Below are 23212 nucleotides of genomic sequence, written 5' to 3'. Positions count from 1 at the left end.
GTCCGGAAGTATCTAGCGGAGCGGGCTGATCTGCTGGGCGCTATCCGTCTGCCCAGTGTGCATAGTTTTCGCTGCAGGCGGAAACGGAGCGCAACGGACTTTGCGAAGACGAGGCTCTGGTGGTATATCCCCCATCGCCGCCTGCTACTGAGCACAGCCCGCCCCGGCTGTGCCACCCATCCCAGCGCGGCGGGGGATATATCCTCCAGAGCCGCCCTTTCCCATGAATGGGAAAGGGCGGGGGGAAAGGGTTGAACGACAAACTATCAAAATATCGGAGGTAAACGACTATGAAACGACCAGCTAAAAGCAGAAAACGCTTTAGAATGGGTAGGAAGAATGAATAATGTAAGGGCTTGTGCAATGGAGATTGTCAATGGAGAAATTGCTTACAACTGGATGTAAATATATGGTAATTCTTGAAGTGAATATATTCAGCTTTAGCTATCTCTATTTATAGGTGAATGCTGATTTCCTTGAATTTCGCTATTTGTGGGGTAGATTTTAGAAATAGAATTTTTATATAATGTTATGCATTAAACAAGGAGGTATTATGGATGGATGTTCAAAAAATTGGTGCACTTTTAAAGGAACTCCGAAAGCAAAATAACATGACACAAGAGCAGTTAGGTGAAAAGGTAGGTGTAACAAATAAGACTGTTTCCAGATGGGAAACAGGAAAATATATGCCACCAATTGAATGTTTGAAGCTATTGAGTGATATATACCAAATTAGCATTAATGAAATTCTAACAGGAGAAAAATTAAATGAAGAAGATTATAAAGAAGCAGCTGAAAATAACATTGTGGATACACTGGAAGAGATAGAAGCAAAGGAAAAGAAATTTGAAAATACTATGTTTATCATTATGGGGATAACTTCTTTGCTTGCGGTTACCAGTATGTTTCTTTTGCCAGAGGGAAGTGGATTAGCAGTTGTTGAAAAAGCAAAGGAAATTCTTGTAGTTATATTTATATGGGCTATGGCTCTCATTTCTAATACCTTGAGCATTATTACTATTATATCTAAGAAAAACAAATAGTTTTGGAAATTTTCAATTTCAACAAACCAGAAATTTAAGATTTAATTTATTGCTATCAATAATTTAATGCAATCGCCTGCCAAATAAAAAAACAGCGTTTTGGTGGGCGGTTATGCTATGCCCGAAAAGACTTAACAGACACTCTCCAGACCTGTTTTAGAGTTTGGAGGGATTTTGTATGTCCTTTTTTCGGGCAGTTACCTATCTGCTCATGCAATGCAGAATTAATCTATACATAGCATATCGGGGAATGGCAGGAAGCCAGTTAAAAAAATCCCTGCTTATGCAACGCTACTTCTCACCATGAAACAAGAAGTAGAATAAAGACAGGAAATACAATCTCTGATGCCTCTGAATCCGCCAATGTTCGGAAATTTTTTAATGCCCCTTTTCAAAGTCAAATAATTGTGATATATTGTCGTGTAAAGGTAACCGATGTTCCTTCCAGACAATTTATGGTATGGTTTGTCGGAAAGTGCCATAACACAGAGAGGTTGACTTTGGCTTCATGAATCGTCTTCGTAACTTTCTCCTTTTCGCGTTTGACGCTGTGATTTTAATCGGGATCGCGTTAGTGCTAGGCACATTCTCCCTCCGCTATTCGCTTACAGACGCCGTGGGACAGGGCAATTTAATCCCGCATTTGACCCTTCTCTACATCTGCACAGTCATTTTCCAATTTCTTTTCCATACATATGATAGTCTTTGGCGTTATGCGGAGAGCAGAGAGTACCTCGCGCTTTTAATGGCGGCCTTCTGCGGCTTTTGTTCCTATGAGGTCATTACCCGCTTTGTTTTAGACACAGGTGTTATCTCATTTCTTCTCCTCACCGCCATTGCCGCTCTGTGGGTCCTGGCCATGCTGCTGGTTCGCTTTGCCTACCGTGTGGGCCGGGAGCACCTCCAGTACCGTCAGGGTTCCCACCGGATCTCCATGGCCATCGTAGGCGCCGGTACCGCCGGTGTGCAGCTGCTGGAGGAGGTCCAGAGCAATCGGGACAGTCCATATCACGTCGAATGCTTTTTTGACGACGATAACGCCAAGCAAGGCAGACGTGTTCGGGGCGTGCCGGTAAAAGGCCGGATCCGGGACATTCCCGCCCGGGTAAAGGCTATGGATATCCGGGAGATCGTGGTGGCCATTCCCTCCATCACTGAGGCCCGGCGGCAGGAGATTCTACAGGAACTCTCCGGCTTGGACAAGGTGAAAATCCGCGTTCTGCCCAGCACGCTGGACCTGCTGAGTCAGCGTCCCATCCGGTCTCAGATGCGGGACATCCAGATCGAGGATCTGCTGGGCCGGGACCCCATCCGCCTGGACCCCGCTCCAGTGGACGCCTTCTTGGGCGGCAAGACCGTGATGGTCACCGGGGGAGGAGGGTCCATCGGCTCGGAGTTGTGCCGCCAGATCGTTAAACACGATCCCCGGCGGCTGGTGATCGTGGACATCTATGAGAACAACGCCTATGATATCCAGCAGGAGCTGCTGTACAAATATGGCGGACGGCTGGACCTGGCGGTGGAGATCGCCTCCATTCGGGACCGGGAGCGGCTGCGGCAGCTCTTCGCCCACTACCGCCCCGACGTGGTATTTCACGCCGCTGCCCACAAGCACGTTCCTCTCATGGAGCAAAGCCCTCAGGAGGCAGTGCGGAACAATGTGTTTGGTACGTTGAATTTGGTGCGGACGGCGGACGAATACGGCGTTTCCAAGTTTATTCAGATATCTACGGACAAGGCAGTGAATCCCACCTCTGTCATGGGCGCCACCAAGCGGATGTGCGAGATAATCGTCCAGTCCATGAAGGGCCGCAGCCGGACGGCCTTTGCCGCTGTGCGGTTCGGCAATGTATTGGGCTCCAATGGCTCTGTGGTGCCTCTATTCAAGCGGCAGATCGCCGAGGGCGGGCCTATCACTGTGACGGACAAGCGGATCATCCGGTACTTTATGACCATTCCAGAGGCGGCCCAACTAGTGCTCCAGGCCGGAGCGATGGCCCGGCAGAACGAGCTCTATGTGCTGGACATGGGGCGCCCGGTAAAGATCCTGGACCTGGCGGAGAACCTGATCCGCCTGTCGGGGTACAAACCCTATCGGGACATTGATATTGTGGAGACCGGCCTGCGGCCGGGAGAGAAGCTCTACGAGGAGCTGCTGATTGCCAGCCGGGACATTGAGAAAACGGAGAACGATCAGATCTTTGTGGAGCGCCAGCCCACTGTGACAGCGGAGGAATTGGAGCGCAAGCTTTCAATTCTGGCGGCGGCATTGGAAAAGAATGATCCTACAGTGATCCGGGGAGCACTGCACCAGGTGGTGCCTACATTCCACGAGCCGGAGGAACTGAACCGGGATCAGGGGCAGGAGGTCTATATTCCGGAACAGAGCCGGCAAAAAACAGGGAAGGTCTTAACTTTCCGGCAGCAGGTACGTTGATAGTGTAAAAGGCCGCGGGCAGCTTTTGTGGCCCGCAGCTTTGTGAAGGCGGCATAAGCAGAGCCCACCTGTCTGCTGGTGGCCTCCCTGTATGCTTTGACAAAAACAGGGACAACAGGTGAAGTGCTCCCTGTCAAGTAGACAAAACAGAGAAAAAAGACGAACAGGAACCACCGTAAGGAGGTTCCTGCTCTTATTTGCCTCCAGCCGCCAAGAATTCCATAGGCGCCATGCAGCCAAGCATTCTCTGATATCGTTCGCGGTTGTAAGAATGGATATAATCAGTGATCGCATTACAGCAATGTATTAGCAGACCGTGCTTATGGAGCAAAGGCGATTCGGGCTTACATCTCAGAACAGGGAGCCAGCTATGTAATCCCGCCACAGAGCAACCTCACCCATTGGCCGCAGAGCTGCCATCATGCTTTTACCTTTCGATACGTCAATTCCTACTGCGTTCATGTTCTCCTCCTGTGTGATTGATGTGGCGTCCGTCTCTATTTCTCGCCGCTTGTTCAATCTCCTGGCTGACGCGAGCGCACCAGCATCGGGGCCCCCGCCAAAGCCCGGCGAAGCGGGTTCGGTGGGAAGAGGAGGGGTAACGTAATGAGCGGGCTTTCGCCATTAGGCGGAAGCGAGTGATATGGAGTTTACTCCGACGAGATGGCTCTACCTGCACAAATCGAATGCTGCGAATGAGAGAGACGGCTGACCGACTCTGTGACGGGCGTGTTGGCCCATGGTGAAAAGCGTCAGGCCATTTGCTCTCCCATTCTACAGCTTCAGCTTTGAGAAGACAAAAGACACGGCTGGCTGCCGTGCCTTGAACCGTAATTTATATTGTAGGAGGAGTAAAAGCCTGAAAGTCTTGTATTTACAAAGCTTTCAGAATAGAACAACTCCCGTTTTTGGATAGATATGTTCGAAAAACGGGAGCCATTTATTCGCTGGTGCCGACATTTACCAGCAGCAGTTTCCAGCCGGAAAAGGTCTGCCGCACCATCGATCCGCGCAGGCGGGCAGGAATTTCTCCGCCTAAAAGACGGGAATGATCACGGAAATACCGGGTATGGGATTCCCCAAAAGGCTCCGCGGTCCACCACAGGTGATGACGTCTGACTGCCTCCGCCGCATGGATGTGCGGCAGAGAGCAGGTAGAACTATTCTATCCTATTCCATTCCGCCGGAGTGGAGCGTACGCCGTCCTTCCAGGCCAGGGTGTAGGTACGGAGGTCCACAACGCGGACCACTGTCCCCAAGACGGGGATCTCCTCCAGGGCGTTGGCCAGAGACGGAAGGCAGTTGAGGAGGATTAGGCAGAGGAGAAGGACCAGGATGCCGTAGGTCAGCGGGCCTGTCCGGCGGACGGGAGGCTTGGCGGGTTCCAGCGGAATCAGCACGACCCGCAGGATAAACCGGCCGGTCTCCCACTGGCAGCGGAACAGACCGCCGTACTTGTTCGCCGTGGCCCGGATGCTGGGCAGGCCCAGACCGTGGTTCTCCCGCTTGGGGACCTCCGGCAAGCCGTTGGAATCAAAGAACACCTGGCGGGGGCAGGGGTTTTCCACGGAAACAATCAGCCGCCCATTTTCCGTCAGCTCCATCTCCAAGCGGATCTGCCTCTGCTCTCCAGGCAGGTCCCGACAGGCGTGGATGGCGTTTTCCAGGGAGTTGGCCAGAATAACGCACAGGTCTGTCTCCTCAAAGGGCAGCTTCTCAGGAAGGCTGATTTTTGTGTCCACGGAGCAGCCCGCGTCGGCGGCCTGGACGATGTAAGCCGTCAGAATGGCGTTGATTGTGCTGTTGGCGCACTCGGCGGGATGGGTAAGAGATTCCAGCCCGCCGTTCAGCGTGCGGACATACTGGAGCGCACCGTCGCTGTTGCCCTGCTGGAGCAGCTCATCCAGAGTGGCCAGGTGGTGGCGCATATCGTGCCGGTAGATCTGGGTCAGCTCCATCTTCTGGCATACGGCGTTGTAATCCCGCTGCTGGAGTTCCATCTGGCGGCTGTTTTCGTACATCCGCATCTGCCGCCAGAGGGAGTGCAAGATGGTGAGGTAGGTCAGGGGCATCAGGAGCATGACCAGGGCGACCTGGAGCAGCCCGGCGGCGTCCGGCAGGGGGGTGTCCACCGGCACGGCGGTGACCATGAGAAGCAGATAGTAGGTTCCCCCCACGCCGGTAAACAGCCACCAGCCCTTTTTGAGCTTTTCCTGCAATTCCAGATAGGGCCGGCGCAGATACCGCCAGAGCAGGAACTCGACCACTGGGAACAGCACCAGGCGGCTGAGAAACAGCACCACATAGGTGTTGCCGGCCATGCGGTCCATGAGGTTGGTGATCTGCATCAGCCAGAAGCTTATGGTGTCCGTCAGACAGAAAAGGAAGAAAAAGCGCCCGTCCCGGTGTTTGGAGAGCAGGAAGAAGAGCAGAAGGGAGGGAATGGTGCAGGTGAAAAAGGCCAGATGCATGATACCCACAGGTCCCTGCCGCGCCATGAGCAGCATATTGATGACCGTCAGGGTTCCAATGCCGGCGGAGCTGCAGATCAGCGTCGTCCGCCAGGAACAGCGGGGTGCGAAGAGCAGCAGGTACAGCGCGGCGATGTGGAGCATGGACCAGAGGAAGGAAATATCCCGCAGAAAAGTCATCGTTCAGTCCCCCTTCGGCCCGTTGAGCCAGTAGTCTTGCCAGCGCTGCCTGGCCAAGGCGGTCAGGCCCCTGGCCAGGGGAACCCGGGCGCCGCCGTCCATGCGGAGAAAACCCTTTTCTACGGCCGTGACATAGAACAGGTTTGCCAGGAAGCTGGCTCCGCACTGAAAAAAGCGGACGTCCTCCAGCAGAGGGGCGGTCTCCTTCAGAAAGGAACCCCGCAGCGTCACGGTGTCCAGATGGGTTTGGCCCACCAGGTGATAGCGCACCGTCCGGCCCAGCAGCTCCGCGTACAGGATCTCGTCCAACCGGATCAGCCGCTGGCTCTCCCGGGTGTGAACCGCAACGCAGGCTGCGCGCCGCTTCTCCAGGGCCGCTACGGCCTGGTCCAACACCTGGAAGAGCTGCGCGGGGTCCACGGGCTTGATGAGGTAGTAGAAAGCCCTGGCTGCATATGACTCCACCGCGTATTCTGGGGAGATGGTGAGGTAGATGATCGCCCCGTCCCTGCCCAGCTCCCGCAGGCGGATTCCCAGGTCGATGCCGGAGAACTCCGGCATCACGATGTCCAGCACATACATATCGAAGCCACCGGACTCCTCATCGGCGGTCAGAAGCTCCTGGCCGGAGGAGAATACGGACGTCTTGACGGTCAGAGCGGGCCGGGCCGCCGCATATTCCCGGAGCAGTTTGCCCGCGGCGGCACGCTGAGCCGCATCATCGTCGCAGAGGGCGAGTCTGATCATGTGAAGCACCTCCTGCTCTCTGTGCAAATTATGCGCAAAAAGGTACAGAATTTGCGCAGAGGCCCAAAATTCAGCCGGTTTTGTTATAATCAACATAACACGCCGGCCGCGGGCTTGTCAAGCCATTCCCACGGAGGAGGTGCGGCGCGCACAGCATGGGGACGTCCCCATGCTGTTTCCGGGAGTACTCCCGGAAACAAAGACTGATGCAGATTGGAGGAGAACCGTATGAAAAGCGACCTGGCGGCGAGGGACGCGGAAAGGCGGGCTTTCTCCAAGCCCAGAACGGGCTACAGCGTCTGGCCGGGACAGAGTTGTCCGGCTTTCACCCGGCGGGTTGTGCGGCTGGGCGAGAGCGGCGGTTGCTGGTTTTGCAGATATGCCAACTTCCACCTGCGGGAGTCCGTGGCGCTGGAGGTCGGCGTGTGCTGTTGGCCCAGGGAGCAGGCTGAGTAACGCCGGCCGGGCTATTCGGCCTGGCCGGCGTCCCGCAGGCTCTCCCGCAGCGCCCGCATGGTCTCAGTGATGATTTTCAACTCGGAGTGGGTGCAGTCCGACAGGATGCGGGCTGCCTCCCGGTGATACACGGCGTCCGCCGCCGGCAGGCTGTCGCACAGCAGCTCGTCCGCCGTCACGTGCAGGGCGTTGGCGATGTTCACCAGAGTGGGGAGACTGAGCTTTGTGGCGCCCCGCTCAATATGAGAAATATTGGACGGCTCTTGATTGGAGATCTCCGCCAGGGACTGCTGCGTCAGCCCCCGGGTTTTCCGCAGCCGGCGGATCCGCAGGCCGATGGCCTGATAATCAAGTTCCATGTGCCTACCTCCTTCCCGGCTCCGGGTCCTGTTCGGGCGGCGCCGCACCGGGCGCCCAGCCGTATGCCTGCGGGGATTTCATAGTCAAATTCTGCGTGTTTCACACGCAGGCGGGCAAAGCCCGCCTGAAGAACAGCGCTGCCATTTTCGGGTTATTTGACTATATCAGCAGGACGCAGGAGAAAATTTACGGGGCTTTTTGGATTTAAAGTTATTGTATATCCGATTAGGATATGTTAAAATGTCATACATATCCGAAAAGGATATGAAATAATATTTTGGCAGATAGAGAGCAAACTGAGGGATATCCTGATGAGAAGATGCGACCGGAGAAAATGGAATAGCGGTTTTACCCTTGTGGAAACGCTGGCGGCTGTGGCGGTCCTTGTGATCCTGCTGGGCCTGGGATCCGTGGCGGTGGCCTATTACCGGGACTACCTGCGGATCGCGGAGCTGGACAACGCCGCCCGGGAGATCTACATGGCGGCTGAGCACCAGGCGGTGTTGTTGTCGGGCAGCCAGCGTCTGGGGGGCTTGGTAGAGGACGGGGGGGCGGTGCTGCTTTCTGCCGCCGTGGCAGAGGACGGCGCCGGCGAGGCGTACTACCTATCCTCTGAGAACCTGTCCGCAGCGCTGCTGGACACCGGAAGCATTGATCCGGCGCTGTGGGACGGACACTTTTACATCGTCTATGAGCCTGTCAGCGGCAGCGTGACCGACGTGTTTTACGCGGAGGAGTCCATTGAGACACTGATAGACGCTGGTTTCCAGGCGTTTTACGACGAGTGGACGGCGGCGTCCAGGGTGGAACGGATGCGGGCCAGACCCATGCTGGGCTACTACGGAGGCGGTATGGCGGAGGGAGATGACTCCAGCCGCCTGCCCACCCCGGACGTCACCGTGCTGATCCGCAATGAGGAGAAGCTGACGGTGGAGGTCACCTTCAGCATCCCGACTTCCGTGTCGGCCATCCCGGGCCTGAATATGAGGCGGGAAGTGGAGCTGAAGTACGGTGGCACCCAGGTGTCCCTTCTGGAGGGCGAACGCCTGCTCTCCCAAAAGACGACTTTCCGGAACGGCAATACCGTCACCACCTGCATCTGGGTGCTGGACTCGCTGGAGAGGAGCGGGGAGCAGTTTAAGGATCTGTTCGGCGGGACGGATACATACGGCGGGGACTTTACGGTTTCCGCCAGCCTTAGACTGTCTGCCGCCGGGTACCGGCCCAGCCAGTCGTCGGACAGCGACACAGATAACAGTCTGTTTGCCGAGGGCAGCGGTGGGAGCACGGCCGGTATCCGCCTTCTGCGTCACCTCCAGAATCTGGACAGCGGCTTTTCCGGCGTGAGCGGAAAGACCGGCGCGGAGCAGAACGACCGGATCTACTGCGCGGAGAATGAGACCTACCCCGGGTATGCGTTCCGCCCCATTGAAAATTCAGAGCTGAATACCTACAACGGCAGTGAAAAGGAGATCTACGGCCTGCTGGTGACGCCGGAGAGCGCCGGCGGGAAGCCGGCGGGACTGTTTTCCAGCGTGGGGAACAGGGAAAACATGTTTGACAGCAAAGGTGCATTTTCAATTCAAAACGTCCGCCTGGTCAACGCCGCAGTGGACGCCGGCGCGGCGGGTGTGGCCGGCGCACTGGCCGGCACGGCGGAGTACGCCTCTTTTGAGAACTGCCGGGTCTACTGGGAGGCCACCGGGGACCACCCAGACCTGCGGGAGCTGCTGGGCAGCGATGCGGAGGACGGCGGCTACGTGTATCAGGTTAAGGGAGCTGTGGCCGGGGGCCTGGTGGGACGGTTGAACTACAGCTATGCCGGAAATACGATTACCGACTGCTTCGCGGCCACACTGGCGGAGGGGCGGGATATGGCCGGGGGCCTGGTGGGCACGGCCAATGGGAGCCTGGACATTGTCAATTCCTACGCCGACTGTTACCTGGCCGGAAAAAACGCCGCGGGACTGATCGGCCGTCTTCAGGAGAACGCGGGCACGAAGCTGCAGAACTGCTATGCCGCCGGTTTCATCTATGCGGAGGAGAAGGCCGCCGGGCTGTGCCTGGGAGTAGGAAAGACCTACACGGAAAACGTCTATTCCGCGATGTGCTATCCTGTGGAGGGAGACGGCGGGGCTGCGGTCTACGGCTTGACGGAGATGCAGGAGAACAGCGGGGAGGGTGTTTTTCAGAACACATTCTATCTGAAAACCTCCGGTCAGATAGCCGGGAGCGAGGCGTGGGGCCGGGACTATGCCGGTATGACGGACCGGACCGGGGCGTTCAGGGATGGTCTGGGCGGCGCATTTGACTGGAAGACCGCCCGGGACACCCGGCCCTACAACCTCCGGGAGCACCTGAACCTGGTGAATTACAGCTTCCCGGGACTGGCGGGCCTGCCCCACTACGGCGACTGGGGCGCCCAATTCCAGGAACCCAGCCTGGTTTACTTTGAGGAGTATGAGGTCAAAAAACCCGGGGAGGAGCGTTACGGTTTCTCCGGTGGCAACGCCCGGTATTTGACCGGGATCGGCAAACTGGACAACGGGCGGACTATCCTCTCGGACGGGTACGCCGTGGCGCTGCTGCAGTCGGATCTGAAGGATCTGCCGGAGAACGGCTACGTCCAGGTCACCTACTGGGACGCCGGCGGAAGCTGCTGGGACGGCGTCAAGAACAGCTGGGCCTCCGGCGAAGGCGCTCAGGAGGTGTCCGCTGTCTACCGCAAAAGCGAACTCACTTCGGCTGTCTGGGAGAATGGCGAGGGCAGCGAGGCGGACTACTACCTGATTGCCCTGCCGGAGAAGATGATCGTTGCTGGCGGGGCCAGTGAGCACTTCTTCCAGTACCTCAGGTTTGAACTCAACGCCGACGGGATTGTGCCTGTGAGTGGAGAGTATTTCTACAATCCCCATTTCGCGGAGACGGTGGTTCCCTATGTGCCGGAGGAGACGGAGGAGGGCGGAACCGTCCCCGTCTGGGACACCGCGGCCGCCGAAAGATACGCCGGAGAGGAGCTGGTGGAGAAGGGCCGGAGAAACACGGCCAGCGTCCGCACGCCCCGGCACCTCTATAATCTGAGCGTCTACAGGGAGTATTACAGCAATCGGGAGCACCGCTATACCTTCCGGCAGGAGCTGCATCTGGACTACGGCTCGTATACGGGATACGGCCTGTTTTCCGCACCCTTCCGGCAGACCCCCATCGGCAGCTGGAACGAACCCTTCCACGGTGTGTATGACGGCGGCTGCCGCAGAATTCGCGGCGTGACCTTCTCCGTCCAGGAGAACAGCGAGCGGTTCTACGCGGGACTCTTCGGCTATTCCGCTGGAACTCTGCGGGATATCGTGTACAAGATGAATCCCGAGCAGGCGGTGACCGTGGCCATGGACAACGGCTCCCAGTCGCTGTATGTGGGTGCGCTGGCGGGCGGAAACGCGGGTACCATACAGAACTGCGCCGTGTCCGGTATCAGCCTCACGGGCTATTCCTTCGGGTCTACCATCTATGTGGGGGGCCTGGTGGGGCAGAACAGCGGCGCAATCCGAAACAGCGCCGCCGAGTCCGCCTCCCTGTCTGCCGACTGCTCCAGCTACGCCAGCGCCTATGTGGGCGGTCTGGCGGGCCGGAACGACGCCGCCCGGGAGATCACCGTGTCCTACGCGGTGGGAAAGATCACGGCCGTGGTGGACAAAAACTCCAGTGCCCGCATCTGCGGCTTCGTGGGCTACAATGCCGGCGTCATCCGGGACTCCTACGCGGCGGCGGACCTGGAGTCCACTGGGAAGCAGGTGGAGACTTATGGCTTTTGCGGCGTGCGCAGCGGCAGCCAGGCGGAGACCTATTACCTCAACGAGGGAAACTTCACCTACCGGGAGGCATCCTATGCCGCCGATTACCACCGGGATGACGACAGGGCCGCGGGGATCAAGTACGCCGCCTTGGAGGCCAATCCCTTCTCCGGATCGAATCCGGAGATGAAAAAGGCGCAGGTGATGGACGCGGATGAACCTCTCGGGGGTCTCTTCCCCTATCCCACCGGTGTGAAGGACGCCGACAACAGGCCCATTCACTACGGCCAGTGGCCCGCGCTTATGGACCTGGGTGAGATGGGCGTCTACTACTGGGAAGAGTTGGAGATCAACGGCAAGTCCAAGTTCAATATCAGCGTGCTGGCGGTGAAGCCCGGTGAGAAAACCATCACCAAACGGAGCAATCTCTCCAACGCCCACGATGACGGCGGCGTGGTGACGAACTACGGATACGGGTACTATACCAAAAAGAACGTTCCCCTTACCGCTCTGGATACGACAATCTACTATTCACCGGATGGCGGGAGAGGGTCGCAGCTCACCATGGACCGGGAACCCACGGAGTATGAAAGGCGCGTAAACGAGGTGCTGGCGGAGCAGAGCAAGAGCGCGGAGGGACAGAACGAGGAGTTTGTGTTCCACTCCTACCGGACCTTCGGCCTGGATCAGGAGGGGGGACTGTATCCCTACGGGGCTGCCGCCGCCAGCCCTAATGCCACGCTGCAGCTGACCCAGGATCACGGCGCAAACAGCACTCAGGTTTTGTTTACCCTGAATCCCCTCTTTGCCGACGCCATGTCGGTGAGGCTTCCCGACAACAGCTGGAGCGTGGAAAACGGTGCGCCGGTCACCGGAAAGGCGGCGCCGGGCAGCGAGAACAACGTCTACGGCGTGCGGTCCGTCGAGCAGTTCCAGTTCATCAACTGGAACAGCAGTACGCGGAACACCAGTACGGTGATTGAAAGCGGCACAGACATCAGCCGGTTCCCCTATCTGTCCAACTCCGGCGACACCGGAAAGTATTGCTGGACGCAGAGCCACGATATCAGAGGCCGGGAGAACGCCGACGGGACCAAGCGGTATTACACGCCCATTGCCGAGTATTATGACGTGAGCACCGGCAGAACGGGCACCCTCAACGGCTGGTTCTGCGGCACCTATGACGGGGACGACTACGTGATCGAGAATGTCAACATCAAGGGGCAGCGGTCCTCCTGTGCGGGACTGTTTGGCATCGTGTACAACGGCACACTGAAAAACATCGTTCTGTTTTCCGGAGAGGTCGTCAGCTACCGCAATGAGAGCGGCCAGACGAACAGCTGCTGGTACGCAATCGGCGGTCTGGCGGGCCTGGCGGCCGCCGACGGTGAGAGCGCAATTCAGAACTGCTCCGTGGCGGGCTACCGGATCGAGGCGGACGTCAGAATGCGGGAGGGAGGCGGCAACAACTGGGGCGGCGCCGAGATCGGCGGCCTGGTGGGAATCTCCTTCATGGATATGGAAAAGTGCGCCGCGGAGACCACCATCGTCTTTCCCGGAAGTATCAAAAGTGTGGACAACATCCGAATTGGCGGCTTGGCGGGAGCCTCCCAGAGGACCATCAGCAACAGCTATGCCGGAGGGGAGATCGAAGTGAGGAAGCTGGAGAACCAGTCCAATCTCGGCGGCAGTATCTACATCGGCGGGATCGTGGGAGGCAGCTACTTCAAGCCCCTGCAGCCCAGCGGCGGAATTATGATCGGAACGGAGGCCTATGATACACGGGGAAATGTGAGCAACACTACAAACAACAACCTGACGAACTGTTACAGCTATGTGGTCCTGCCGGAGGTAAAGGCGGACGGGTATAACAAGATCCAGTCCCTCTATGCCCTGGGCGGCACCGGTGAGATCAACTCTGCGGCGTCGGCGTTGGCAAACTGGGACAACAAGGCCAACCACGGCATTTGCACCATCACAAACTGCTACTACCTGGGGAGCGAGACGCTGAAAAAGAACCAAAGCGGCATCAGCGGCATCAAGACGGACCTGAACGACGCCCAGGCCGCCAGCGTGACCCACAGACAACTGGCAGGGCAGGATGATATTGGTGGGCGGACGATCTATCAGCGCCTGAACAACTTTGCCGGCAGCGACGAGGCGGCCCGGGAGGCAGGACCTTTCCGCCCCGTCACTTCCCGGATCGACGGGTACGGCGTGGCGGGCAAATACAGCTACCCGCCCGGCGGCCGTCCGGAGCTGGAGGGCCTGGATTATCCCTTCCCCACGATTCTCACGCGGGACAAAGGGGCCAACTGTGTCCACTACGGCATGTGGCCGCTCAACGGAATCAGGCGGGACAACGGAGGCGCACCCATCGCCCTGGACCTGTACACAAAGCGGACGTACCCCGAGAATCTGACACTGGAGGGCGTGCCCGCAGGCGGACAGTGGAGTGTGGAGAGCGGAGACGGGACCATTGCCTCCGGGACGGTTACCCAGGCCGGCCGCCTGGAGGTGGCCGCTGTGGGTGAGGGGACCACGAAGGTGACAGTTAAATACACATACGGGGGCGTCACCTATCCCCTTGCCGTCACGGTCAACGTGACCGCCTATTTGGAGCTGCGTCCCAGCACGGCGGCGGTGTTCCCCGGCGGCCGGGTGGAGCTGGCGATGACGCCCTGGGGGCGGACTCCGGTCACCGCCGCTGGCGGCGGCGAATATCTGGAGCAGTCCCCGCAGGACCTGCGCCTGGTCACCCCCGGTAGCAGCAGTGACCTGATCCGCGCGGAGGTGCCGGAGGAGAACGAATCCCATGTTCTGCTTACGGCGGAGGCCGGTGCGCCCGCGTTGGAGGTTCCGTCCATGGTGAGCATCGGTTATACCTATATTTATAAGGATACGGAGCAGCCTCACACGCTGGCGGTTACCGTACTTGCGCTGCCGGAGGCCGTCTGGCAGGACGGCACCTGTACCATTGATTTCAGCGGCGGCTTCGGTGAGCACAGCGTTACAGTGCTGTCGGCGAGTCTCCCGGAGGGGACCGGCGTCACCGCCGCCGTGAAGGATAACGTCATTACCCTGGAGGGTGTGCCAGCGAACCAGAACGCGCCGGAGCTGACGCTTGCCCTGACCATGGATGGGCTGGACCACACGGTGGTTATGACTCCGGTCAGGCCGCCTGCGGCCGGAAATTAGATGCAGAGAGGAGGGCGTCCCCTGGAGTGTCTGCGTGAAAAACTGAAGAGCAGCCGGGGGGCGTCCATCCTGATGGCGTTGCTGTTTCTGTTGGTGTGCATGATGGTGGCGTCGTCCCTTCTGATGGCGGCGGTGTCCAACGCGGGCAAGCTCCAGGGCGGCCGGACGGAGCAGCAGAAGTATCTGACATTGTCCTCCGGACTCCGGCTGGTGTGCGGCGAGCTGGAGGAGATGGCATACACGGGAGAGTACCAGTACGCCGAGTGGTTTGTGGAAAATGAGGAGAAAAACGAGAAGGGGGAAGCCGTCGGCATGACCAGAACGGACTACTACTGGTGCGGACAGGCGGAGGGTACGCTGACAGGCGGCAACCTGGCGGATGCGCTGCGCGGCTTCTTTCTCGAGGAGCTGGACGGCATGTACGGGGAGGCCTTCACGGCCAGGGGCTTCCAGGCGCAGCCCTCTCAACCCTCCGCGGAGCACGAGCTGGTTTTGACGGTGGATGGCAGCGGCCTGCCGGGACTTGAGGAGCCGGTCACTGTCACGCTCCGGCTGGAGAACAGGGGAAAGCGCATCCATTTGACTGCCGCCCTGGGGAGCATGGATGAGAAGGGCTACGTATACACCTTGGAAGCGGAGCTGGCGTCCGCCGGCGTTCCCCAGGAAGTGAAATACACGCCGCCCGCCGGCGCGGTATTTGCCAGCGTCCCCTCGGGGACACCGGTTTTCACCGGGGCTGTCAAGTGGGAACTGGAGTGGATTGAGAAGAAGTAGAAGAAGGGAGCGGTGAACAGGTGAAGCGAAAACTGTGCGGCAGCCGGGGGGAGACCCTGGTGGAGGCTATGGCCTCCATCGTCATCGGAACGCTGTCCGTGGCGCTGCTGTTCGGTGCCATAATGGCCTCCGCCCAGACCGGCAAGAGTGCCCAGGAGATGGACGGGGCGTATTACCAAGCCCTGTCCGCCGCAGAGGGGCAGGCGGCGCCCATGCCGGAGGACCCCGGGACTGTGAAATTGCAGTACTCGGCGGATGGCGTGGAGATGATCCCCCTGCCGGTTACGCTCTACGGCGGCAGCGGCGCGGTATCCTACGCCCTCTCCGCCGGAGGGGGCGGGGCATGAGGCGGAAGCTGAAAGAGGCGGCCGGACTGACGCTGGTGGAGATGCTGGCCGCCGTGGCGGTTCTGATCCTGCTGGGGATGATGCTGAACACGGGGATGCAGATGGCTGTGCGGAGCTACCGGACCATGATCGCGCACTCCGAGGTGCAGCTGCTGCTGTCCACATTGGCGAATGTACTGGGGGATGATCTGCGCTACGCCCAGGAGGTGGAGACCGATGCGGGCGGAAAGCTGACGGACTATCAGGACGCCTCGGGCGAAACGGTCAGCCTTGTGATCGGCCCGGATGGCCAAGTCTACGCCGGTGGTAAGCGCGTCCTGCCCCCGGGAGCCTACGGCAAGGGGGCCTATGTGGTCAGGACCATGGATATCAGTTTTGCGGATGGCTGTTTCACCGTGGCGCTGGAGGTGGGTCAAAAGACGGAGGACATCTCCGGGGAGAGGACATTGATGGTCCGGTGCCTGAACCCATACGGGGGGACGCCGGAGGAGGGAGAGACGACGCCATGAAGTATGTGAAGCTGGGCGACCTGCTGGTCAAGAGCGGCGCAATTGCCCAGGGGCAGCTGGACGAGGCGCTGTCGCTTCAGGCGGACACCGGACAACGTCTGGGTTCGATTTTGCAGGACCGCGGCTTTATCACCGAAAAGCAGTTGATCGATACGCTGATGAGCCAGCTGGGAGTGGAGTTTATCGATCTGAATACATATGCCATTTCGCCGGAGATGGCCCAGATTCTCCCCAAGAGCATAGCGAAAAAGCACATTGTGGTGCCGGTGAGAGCCACCCGGTCGGACATCCATCTGGCCATGGCGGATCCGCTGAATTTTGTGGCCATCGAGGAAGTCCGGGCGGTGACCCGGCGGCGGGTTATCCCCATGATCGCCACCGCCTCCGCCACGGAGCGGGCGGTGCAGAACCTGTACAGCAACCAGGGGGCCATGCAGGCCATTGAAGACATGCAGCGGGACCTGCAGGGCAGCCAGTACGGCGCCTCCGCCGGGGCCGGCCAGCAGAGTGTGACGGTTGACGAGGCCGAGGCAGATGCCGCCCCGGCCATCCGGCTGGTAAACTCCATCATCGACCGGGCCTGCAGCGAGGGGGCCAGCGACATCCATGTGGAACCCGGCGAGGAGGGCGTGACCATCCGGATGCGTATCGACGGGGCGCTGCGTCCCATCATTCCGGTGCCCCGGGAACTCCAGAGTTCCGTAATCTCCCGGATGAAGATCATGGCCCGTATGGACATCGCCCAGAAAAACATCCCACAGGACGGCCGCGCCAATGTCACGGTGCGCCAGGAGCCCCTGGACCTGCGAATTTCCACCCTGCCTACCATCCACGGGGAGAAGGTGGTCATCCGCCTCCTGCGCAAGACGCCGGAGCTGGCCACACTGGAAGGCATTGGCCTGGCGGGGGAGAATCTGGAGCGGTTCTGCCAGATGGTGGACCGCACCACCGAGGGGATGATCCTGATGGTGGGTCCCACGGGTTCCGGCAAGACCTCCACCCTCTACGCTATGATCAAACGCCTCAAGAGCGACGAGGTGAATCTGGTCTCCCTGGAGGACCCTGTGGAGTACCACATCGACGGCGTGTGTCAGGTGCAGATCAGCGAGCGGAACGGGCTGACCTTTGCCAATGTGCTGCGGTCCGTGCTGCGGCAGGACCCGGATATTATCGCCGTAGGTGAGATTCGGGACGGCGAGACGGCGGAGATCGCCATGCGGGCCGCCATGACGGGGCATTTGGTGCTCTCCACCGTCCACACCAACAACGCCGTCAGCTCTGTGGACCGGCTACTGGATATCGGCGTGGAGTCGTACCTCATCGCGGGGGCGGTGCAGGGCATCGTGTCCCAGCGGCTGGTGCGCCGGGTCTGCCCCTACTGCCGCCGGCCATACACCCCCACGCCGGAGGAACAGGCCGCCCTAGGACTGCCCGCCGGAGACGTCCGCTTTTACAGGGGCGTGGGTTGCGGGGAGTGCTTCGGCACCGGCTACCGCGGCCGCACCGGCGCCTTTGAGATTCTGCCGGTGACGCCGGATATCCGCCGGGCGATTCACAAGCGTTCCCTGGAGGAGCTGGAGGCGGCCATTGCCTCCTCCGGGTTCCGGCCAATGATGGAAGACTGCCGCCGTCTGGTGCTGAGCGGTTTGACCACCGCTGAGGAGATCCACCGGGTGTTGGGCGGCTGAGGAGGTAACACATGATTGTAGAACAGTTTGTAGAACAGGCCCTGCGGGACAGGGCATCCGATATCCACCTGGTTCAGGGGCTGACGCCCCGGTATCGCGTAAACGGAGAGATCCGGGAGATGTGCTCCAACTGCCTGACAGCGGAGGACTGCCTGACGGCCGCCATGGAGCTGGCCGAAGGGGACTTCCGGAGGGCGGAGACGGTGGGCGAGGCCGACCTGGCGCTGACCATCGCCGGCGTGCGGTGCCGGATCAACCTCTTCCGCCAGCGGGGGGGCTGGTCCGCCGCCATCCGGCTTTTGAACGACCATATTCCGGATCTCGGCGAGCTGGGCCTGCCCAAGGCCGCCGCAGAGTTTCCCGCCTACGGTCAGGGACTGGTGCTCATTTCCGGCGAGACCGGCTCCGGCAAATCCACCACCCTGGCGGCGGTGCTGAACCGGATCAACCACAGTGAGCGCAAGCACATCCTAACCCTGGAGGACCCCATCGAGTACGTCTACACCCCGGACAAATGCGTCATCAACCAGCGGGAGATCAGGCGGGACACTGCCAGCTTTGCCTCTGGACTGCGTGCCGCCCTGCGGGAGGACCCGGACGTAATTTTGGTGGGTGAGATGCGGGATCTGGAGACCATTGAGACGGCCCTCACCGCCGCTGAGACGGGGCATCTGGTGTTGGGCACCGTCCACACCAACTCCGCCGCCGACTCCATTGACCGCATTGTGGACGTGTTTCCGGCGGAGCGGCAGCAGCAGATCCGCCTCCAGCTGTCCATGACGCTGCGGGCCGTGCTCAGCCAGCAGCTTTTGCCTAAGGTGGGCGGGGGCCGGGTGGTCTGCTGTGAGGTGATGAAGGTGGATGGAGCCATCCGCAACCTGATCCGGGAGGGCAAGACCCCCCAGATTGTCAATGCCATTCAGACCACCGGAAACATGGGCAACATCCTGATGGACAGGGCGCTCCAGAGCCTGCTGAACGCCGGGACCATCAGCAAAGAGACCTGGCAGGCCGCCCTGCGGGATCCGTCCCAGGCGGGGCGGAACGGCCCGTCCCAGCCGGCGGCGGGGGCGGAGCCTGTCCCCGGCTTCCGGCGGATATAAGGGAGGCGGCCTGTGCCTACGTATAAATACGAGGCGGTTTACGCCGGCGGCGAACAGGTCTCCGGCGTGGTGGAGGCGGTGAGCCGCACTGACGCCGTGGCCCAGATCCGCCAGAGCTGCGAGGTGGTTCTCAGCCTGAAGGAGATCCCGCGGACGGCCTCCCGGGACCCCTTGGCCTGTTTCCACCGGATTACCGCCAAGAGCCTGGCCCTGACCTGCCGCCAGTTCTCCATCATTCTCAAGGCGGGGCTGCCCCTGGTGCAGACTGTGGACCTGGCGGCGGAGCAGTGCGCCGACAAGGCCCTGGCCCAGCTGCTGCGGCAGGTGTCCGAGGACGTGTCCAACGGCTGGTCCTTGAGCTACAGTTTTTCCCAACGGGGGGAGAAAACCCTTCCTGCCACCTTCCGGGAGACGGTGCGGGCCGGAGAGGAATCCGGTGACCTGCTGTCCTCCTTCCGGCGGATGGCGGACTACTTCGAGCGGATGAACAAGACCCGGGAGAGCGTGGTCAGCGCCCTGACCTACCCGGCCTTTGTGCTGGTGGTGGCGGCGGTGGTGGTGATGATTATCATGGGTTATGCTGTCCCCACCTTTACCGGCATGTTTGAGAGCCTGGAGATTGAGCTTCCCTGGGTGACCAGGACCCTGATTGGAATGTCCCGTTTCTTCCAGAACTGGGGACTGGTGCTGCTGGGCGTGTTCGCCCTGGCGGTCTTTCTCCTGCGGCTGTACGGGCTGACGGAGAAGGGAGGCCCCGCCCTGGCCCGGGCGCAGTTAAAAATCCCCATGGTGGGGGAGATTGTCCGGATGTCCGGAGCCAGCCAGTTTGCCCACACCATGAGCACCCTGCTCACTGCGGGAATGCCCATTTTGCAGGCCATTGAAGTCTCCGGACGGACCATGACGAACCTGTGCATGTCCGGCGAGGTGCTGCAGACGCTGCCCGGCGTGGAGGGGGGGCGCCCCCTGGGGGAATGCATGAGCTACGCCCGGGAACTGCCCCCCATGCTGGTGCAGATGACCGCCGTGGGCGAGGCCACCGGCTCTATGGAGTCCACCCTCCAGGTGCTGGCGGAGTATTACGACAGCGAGGTGGACGTGCGGGTAAAGCGGGCGCTGAGCCTGCTGGAGCCGGCCATCATTGTGGTTCTGGCCATATTCGTGGTGTTCATCCTCATGGCGGTGTATCTGCCCATGTTCAGCATGTACAGCGCGATATAACCCCCGCCGGTGATTGAAAAACAAGGCGGGCGGCGGTCCCTGCGGGACCGCGGACACCGCGTTCCATATAGAGTGGCACAACGAAACCCGTTTTGCTATTCCGAGCCTTTGCCAACCCGGGCTCTGAATATAAGTCCATGTCGAGGAACGAAAGGAGGATTTTTCCTGACAATGAAAGGGTTGAGGGAAAAATTACAGAGACACGAGGGCTTTACCCTTGTAGAGATGCTGATTGTGGTGGCCATTATCGCTATTCTGGTTGCCATATCGATTCCTATGGTGAGTTCGTCACTGGAGAAAGCCAGAGAAGCTGTTGACCAGGCAAATCTCCGCGACGCAATAGCGTTGGGCAACATTCAGTACCTTAGCGGTGAGATTGACGCTTCTACTGTAGAGCAGACACGGTATTATCATGTGGATTCAAAGACCCATCAGGGGAACTTGACAGAAACTAAGGATGAAGCAACACCAGCGGAGTGCACCTGCACTTCTGCAAATGGTGTATGCGGAAGTGCTGCTGGCCATATCATCGAAGTGACAATTTCTACTGATGGTAAGATTTCTGCTGAATGGGTAGCTAAAACCTAATCGGCATTAACTCCCGCACGTGAATTACACACTCCCTCAACCGCACCTGGGTTGGCGAAAAAGGTTGGGGGATGGCCCCTGTCGTATCAAAGTGAGAATTGAATCTCCCCCACGGAAGGCATAAACCATATGGTTTATCGTCTACCCGTGGGTAGACGATGGGAACTGTCCCCCCTGAGAAAAAGAACAGGAGGCAGGACCCGCATGCCGGACCCTGCTCCAGAAATGGAGAGATTTCAATGATGAACAAACTGAAAGCGAAGCTCAAGAACCAGGGCGGCTTCACCCTGGTTGAAATGCTGATCGTCGTGGCAATTATCGCCATTCTGATTGCGGTGTCGATCCCGCTGATTGGGACAACTCTTGAAAAAGCCAGAGAAGGAGTCGATGAAGCAAATGAACGTTCAGCGATGAGCTTAGCAGAAGCATATTATCTTACAAATTTTGAAGAAGGTGTTACTGGCGTTTTAGAGCTTTATTATAGCATTGATTCTTCCACACATCAGGGGAAAATTGTGGATACAGAACCTGCTGAGGATCATTTTAACTATGGACTGTCAACAGCTGGAAGTGGATCGAATGGTGCAACGGGTAGCCCCAAAGGTAATGGCATTAAGGTAACAATCGATCAGGCTAGTGGTGATATTAAATCTGTTGCGTGGGAATAAGAGCATAGCTGATAATAGTAAAAATTTGCCTTAGCATCTTTTAGCCACCAAACAACAGAGATTTTCAGGACGCCCGCAGTGCGGGCGTCCTCCGGAGGCTGCGGGGTAACCGCGGTCTCCGGAGGGCGTCTGCCCCATGGCCCCCGCGCCCTTCACCCCGCTCCGGCGCAGCGAAAACCGGCCCCCAGCGGGGACTGGCGGTCACGCGCCGCAGTGGCCTTTGCGGGAGAGCATTTCCAGTACGCCGTTTTTTAGACGGTAGACCGGCCGGTCCCCGTCCATGATGCGGCGGCTCCGGCTTGTCCTTGCCGCCAAACGGTGTGCGCTCCGCCTTTTTCACAAGGCCGTTGATCTTTTTCAGAATCTTTTTATCCTCTTCAATACATTGTATGCGAAAAATAAAAATCCGATTTCGGAAAAAGGAGTTGAAAGGTGTGCCGTGGAATGAGAATATGGTGATAACGGCATACCTGTGCCTGTGGCTGGCGGTGCTGGGCGCGGTGCTGGGGAGCTTTCTGGACTGCGCCGTCTCCCGCCGGGCCGCCGGGGAGCCCTGGCACAGGGGCCGGTCCCGGTGCACCGCCTGCGGCCATCCCCTGGGGGCCCGGGACCTGGTGCCGGTGTTCAGCTACCTCCTGCGGCGGGGGCGGTGCCGCTTCTGCGGCGGAAAGATCCCGTCGGAGTGCCTGCTGGCGGAGCTGGCGGGGGCGGGGATGTTCCTCTGTCTGGGGCTGCGGTTCGGCCCCCGGCCAGCGCTGGGACAGTGGCTCGTCTGGGCCGGTCTGCTGCTGGCCCTCAGCCTGACGGACGCGGCGGAGCGGATCATCCCCGATTCTCTGCTGCTGGCCCTGGCCGCCAACCGCCTGCTGTGGCTGGCGCTCCTGCGGGAGCGTCCGGTGGAGGCGGCGCTGGAAATTCTCATGGCCTGCACCGTCCCGGCGGTGCTGCTGGCGTTGGTGTTGGCGGCGGAAAAGCTCCTGGGCCGGGAGGTCATGGGCGGCGGGGATCTCAAGCTGCTTTTCTCCCTGGCCCTGTACATGAGCTGGGCGGAGCTGCTGCTGGGTCTGCTGCTCTCGTGCCTGCTGGGGCTGCTGTGGGCAGCTCTGGCGGGAAGGCGGGGGGATGCGGCGGTACCCTTTGGACCCTTTCTGGCGGCGGGGGCGCTGAGTGCGGTGTGTTTCGGCGGGCCGGTGATCCGGTGGTATTTCGGCCTGTTTTAAAGGGCGGTGCCAATCGCCGCAGCATCTGTCTTTGCGGCCGGAATTGCCGCTGTTAAAAGATCATGGAATTCACACGGTTTGGCGGCCGGTACAGCATCTGAAAGGAAAAGGAGAAGAGATGATGGGGAAAACGCGGCTGGGCTTTGACATTGGAAGCAGCAGTATGAAGGTGGCGGTCCGGCAGGGCGGAAGCGTCCGGCTGGAGGAGGCCGCCCTGCCGGAGAATCTGGTGGACAGCGGCGGCATCGCCCTGCCCCACGCCTTTGCGCAATTTCTGCGGCAGGCGAAAAAGGACCTGCGGCTGCCCCGGGGCGAGGCGGCGCTGGTGCTGCCCCCCAGCCAGGTGATCTGCCGGATGGTGACCATGCCCCGGATGACCACGGAGCAGCTTTTGATGAACCTGCCCTATGA

Annotated in this window: 20 protein-coding genes and 1 pseudogene; 17 read left to right on the top strand and 4 right to left on the bottom strand. The window is 59.5% G+C overall.

Translation table 11 applies throughout. The features are described 5' to 3' along the window. The 4 genes and pseudogenes from QZ326_RS03360 to QZ326_RS03345 form a co-directional block, all read left to right on the top strand. Window positions 1-255, top strand: a 255-nt coding sequence (locus tag QZ326_RS03360; protein WP_295741162.1) for a hypothetical protein, incomplete at its 5' end; no start/stop codon positions are given. A 42-nt stretch (window positions 256-297) separates the two neighbouring features. Then, window positions 298-405: pseudogene (locus QZ326_RS03355) on the top strand (TnpV protein); the annotation flags it as partial. A gap of 152 nt (window positions 406-557) precedes the next feature. Further along, complete coding sequence (locus QZ326_RS03350) at window positions 558-1043, top strand: helix-turn-helix domain-containing protein (RefSeq protein ID WP_295741161.1); 486 nt, start codon at window positions 558-560, stop codon at window positions 1041-1043. Window positions 1044-1551: 508 nt separating this feature from the next. Beyond that, complete coding sequence (locus QZ326_RS03345; protein WP_295741159.1) at window positions 1552-3480, top strand: nucleoside-diphosphate sugar epimerase/dehydratase; 1929 nt, start codon at window positions 1552-1554, stop codon at window positions 3478-3480. Between the two features lie 193 nt (window positions 3481-3673). On the opposite strand, the gene QZ326_RS03340 is transcribed toward QZ326_RS03345, so the two are convergent. Next, window positions 3674-3865: an IS3 family transposase gene (locus QZ326_RS03340; protein ID WP_295741157.1), complete on the bottom strand. Its 192-nt coding sequence runs from the start codon at window positions 3863-3865 to the stop codon at window positions 3674-3676. On the opposite strand from QZ326_RS03340, the gene QZ326_RS13380 reads away from it, so the two are divergent. Continuing rightward, the gene (locus QZ326_RS13380; RefSeq protein ID WP_365328221.1) at window positions 3817-3963 is read left to right on the top strand and encodes a hypothetical protein; all 147 of its coding nucleotides are present in this window, start codon (window positions 3817-3819) and stop codon (window positions 3961-3963) included. The genes QZ326_RS03340 and QZ326_RS13380 overlap by 49 nt on opposite strands. A gap of 677 nt (window positions 3964-4640) precedes the next feature. Here QZ326_RS13380 and QZ326_RS03335 read toward each other — a convergent pair. Then, window positions 4641-6131: a sensor histidine kinase gene (locus QZ326_RS03335; protein ID WP_295741155.1), complete on the bottom strand. Its 1491-nt coding sequence runs from the start codon at window positions 6129-6131 to the stop codon at window positions 4641-4643. Window positions 6132-6134: 3 nt separating this feature from the next. Beyond that, complete coding sequence (locus tag QZ326_RS03330; protein WP_295741153.1) at window positions 6135-6878, bottom strand: LytTR family DNA-binding domain-containing protein; 744 nt, start codon at window positions 6876-6878, stop codon at window positions 6135-6137. A 228-nt stretch (window positions 6879-7106) separates the two neighbouring features. Between QZ326_RS03330 and QZ326_RS03325 the strand changes: the two genes are divergently transcribed. After that, on the top strand, window positions 7107-7334 hold the full coding sequence (locus QZ326_RS03325) for a hypothetical protein (protein WP_295741151.1): 228 nt from the start codon (window positions 7107-7109) through the stop codon (window positions 7332-7334). Between the two features lie 11 nt (window positions 7335-7345). On the opposite strand, the gene QZ326_RS03320 is transcribed toward QZ326_RS03325, so the two are convergent. Next, window positions 7346-7693, bottom strand: coding sequence for a helix-turn-helix domain-containing protein (locus tag QZ326_RS03320; RefSeq protein WP_295741149.1), 348 nt, complete (start codon window positions 7691-7693; stop codon window positions 7346-7348). 312 nt (window positions 7694-8005) lie between these two features. Between QZ326_RS03320 and QZ326_RS03315 the strand changes: the two genes are divergently transcribed. From QZ326_RS03315 to QZ326_RS03265, 11 genes are all read left to right on the top strand, one after another. Beyond that, the gene (locus tag QZ326_RS03315; RefSeq protein ID WP_295741147.1) at window positions 8006-14683 is read left to right on the top strand and encodes a type II secretion system protein; all 6678 of its coding nucleotides are present in this window, start codon (window positions 8006-8008) and stop codon (window positions 14681-14683) included. Between the two features lie 72 nt (window positions 14684-14755). Further along, window positions 14756-15457 carry a hypothetical protein gene (locus QZ326_RS03310; protein ID WP_295741145.1) on the top strand — a complete coding sequence of 234 codons (702 nt, stop codon included), beginning with the start codon at window positions 14756-14758 and terminating at the stop codon, window positions 15455-15457. Between the two features lie 20 nt (window positions 15458-15477). Continuing rightward, the gene (locus QZ326_RS03305; RefSeq protein WP_295741143.1) at window positions 15478-15804 is read left to right on the top strand and encodes a hypothetical protein; all 327 of its coding nucleotides are present in this window, start codon (window positions 15478-15480) and stop codon (window positions 15802-15804) included. Next, window positions 15801-16313, top strand: coding sequence for a type II secretion system protein J (locus QZ326_RS03300; protein WP_295741142.1), 513 nt, complete (start codon window positions 15801-15803; stop codon window positions 16311-16313). Before QZ326_RS03305 ends, QZ326_RS03300 begins: the two co-directional genes overlap by 4 nt. Further along, window positions 16310-18001 (top strand): GspE/PulE family protein, encoded by a 1692-nt coding sequence (locus tag QZ326_RS03295; RefSeq protein ID WP_295741140.1) that lies wholly within the window; start codon window positions 16310-16312, stop codon window positions 17999-18001. The genes QZ326_RS03300 and QZ326_RS03295 overlap by 4 nt, the downstream gene beginning before the upstream one ends. Window positions 18002-18012: 11 nt before the next feature. Continuing rightward, window positions 18013-19104 (top strand): type IV pilus twitching motility protein PilT, encoded by a 1092-nt coding sequence (locus QZ326_RS03290; protein WP_295741138.1) that lies wholly within the window; start codon window positions 18013-18015, stop codon window positions 19102-19104. Between the two features lie 12 nt (window positions 19105-19116). Beyond that, window positions 19117-20325 (top strand): type II secretion system F family protein, encoded by a 1209-nt coding sequence (locus tag QZ326_RS03285; protein WP_295741136.1) that lies wholly within the window; start codon window positions 19117-19119, stop codon window positions 20323-20325. Window positions 20326-20496: 171 nt separating this feature from the next. Beyond that, the gene (locus QZ326_RS03280; RefSeq protein ID WP_295741134.1) at window positions 20497-20913 is read left to right on the top strand and encodes a type II secretion system protein; all 417 of its coding nucleotides are present in this window, start codon (window positions 20497-20499) and stop codon (window positions 20911-20913) included. Between the two features lie 239 nt (window positions 20914-21152). Further along, on the top strand, window positions 21153-21581 hold the full coding sequence (locus QZ326_RS03275) for a prepilin-type N-terminal cleavage/methylation domain-containing protein (protein WP_295741132.1): 429 nt from the start codon (window positions 21153-21155) through the stop codon (window positions 21579-21581). 434 nt (window positions 21582-22015) lie between these two features. Next, window positions 22016-22801 carry an A24 family peptidase gene (locus QZ326_RS03270; RefSeq protein WP_295741130.1) on the top strand — a complete coding sequence of 262 codons (786 nt, stop codon included), beginning with the start codon at window positions 22016-22018 and terminating at the stop codon, window positions 22799-22801. A gap of 118 nt (window positions 22802-22919) precedes the next feature. Next, window positions 22920-23212 (top strand): hypothetical protein (locus tag QZ326_RS03265; RefSeq protein WP_295741128.1); only part of this gene is annotated, 293 nt, incomplete at its 3' end.

The sequence above is a fragment of the uncultured Oscillibacter sp. genome (assembly GCF_910587525.1).
Lineage (GTDB): Bacteria > Bacillota > Clostridia > Oscillospirales > Oscillospiraceae > Oscillibacter.
Note: the sequence above shows the minus strand (reverse complement) of the source record. Positions and strands in the feature narration are given on the sequence as shown.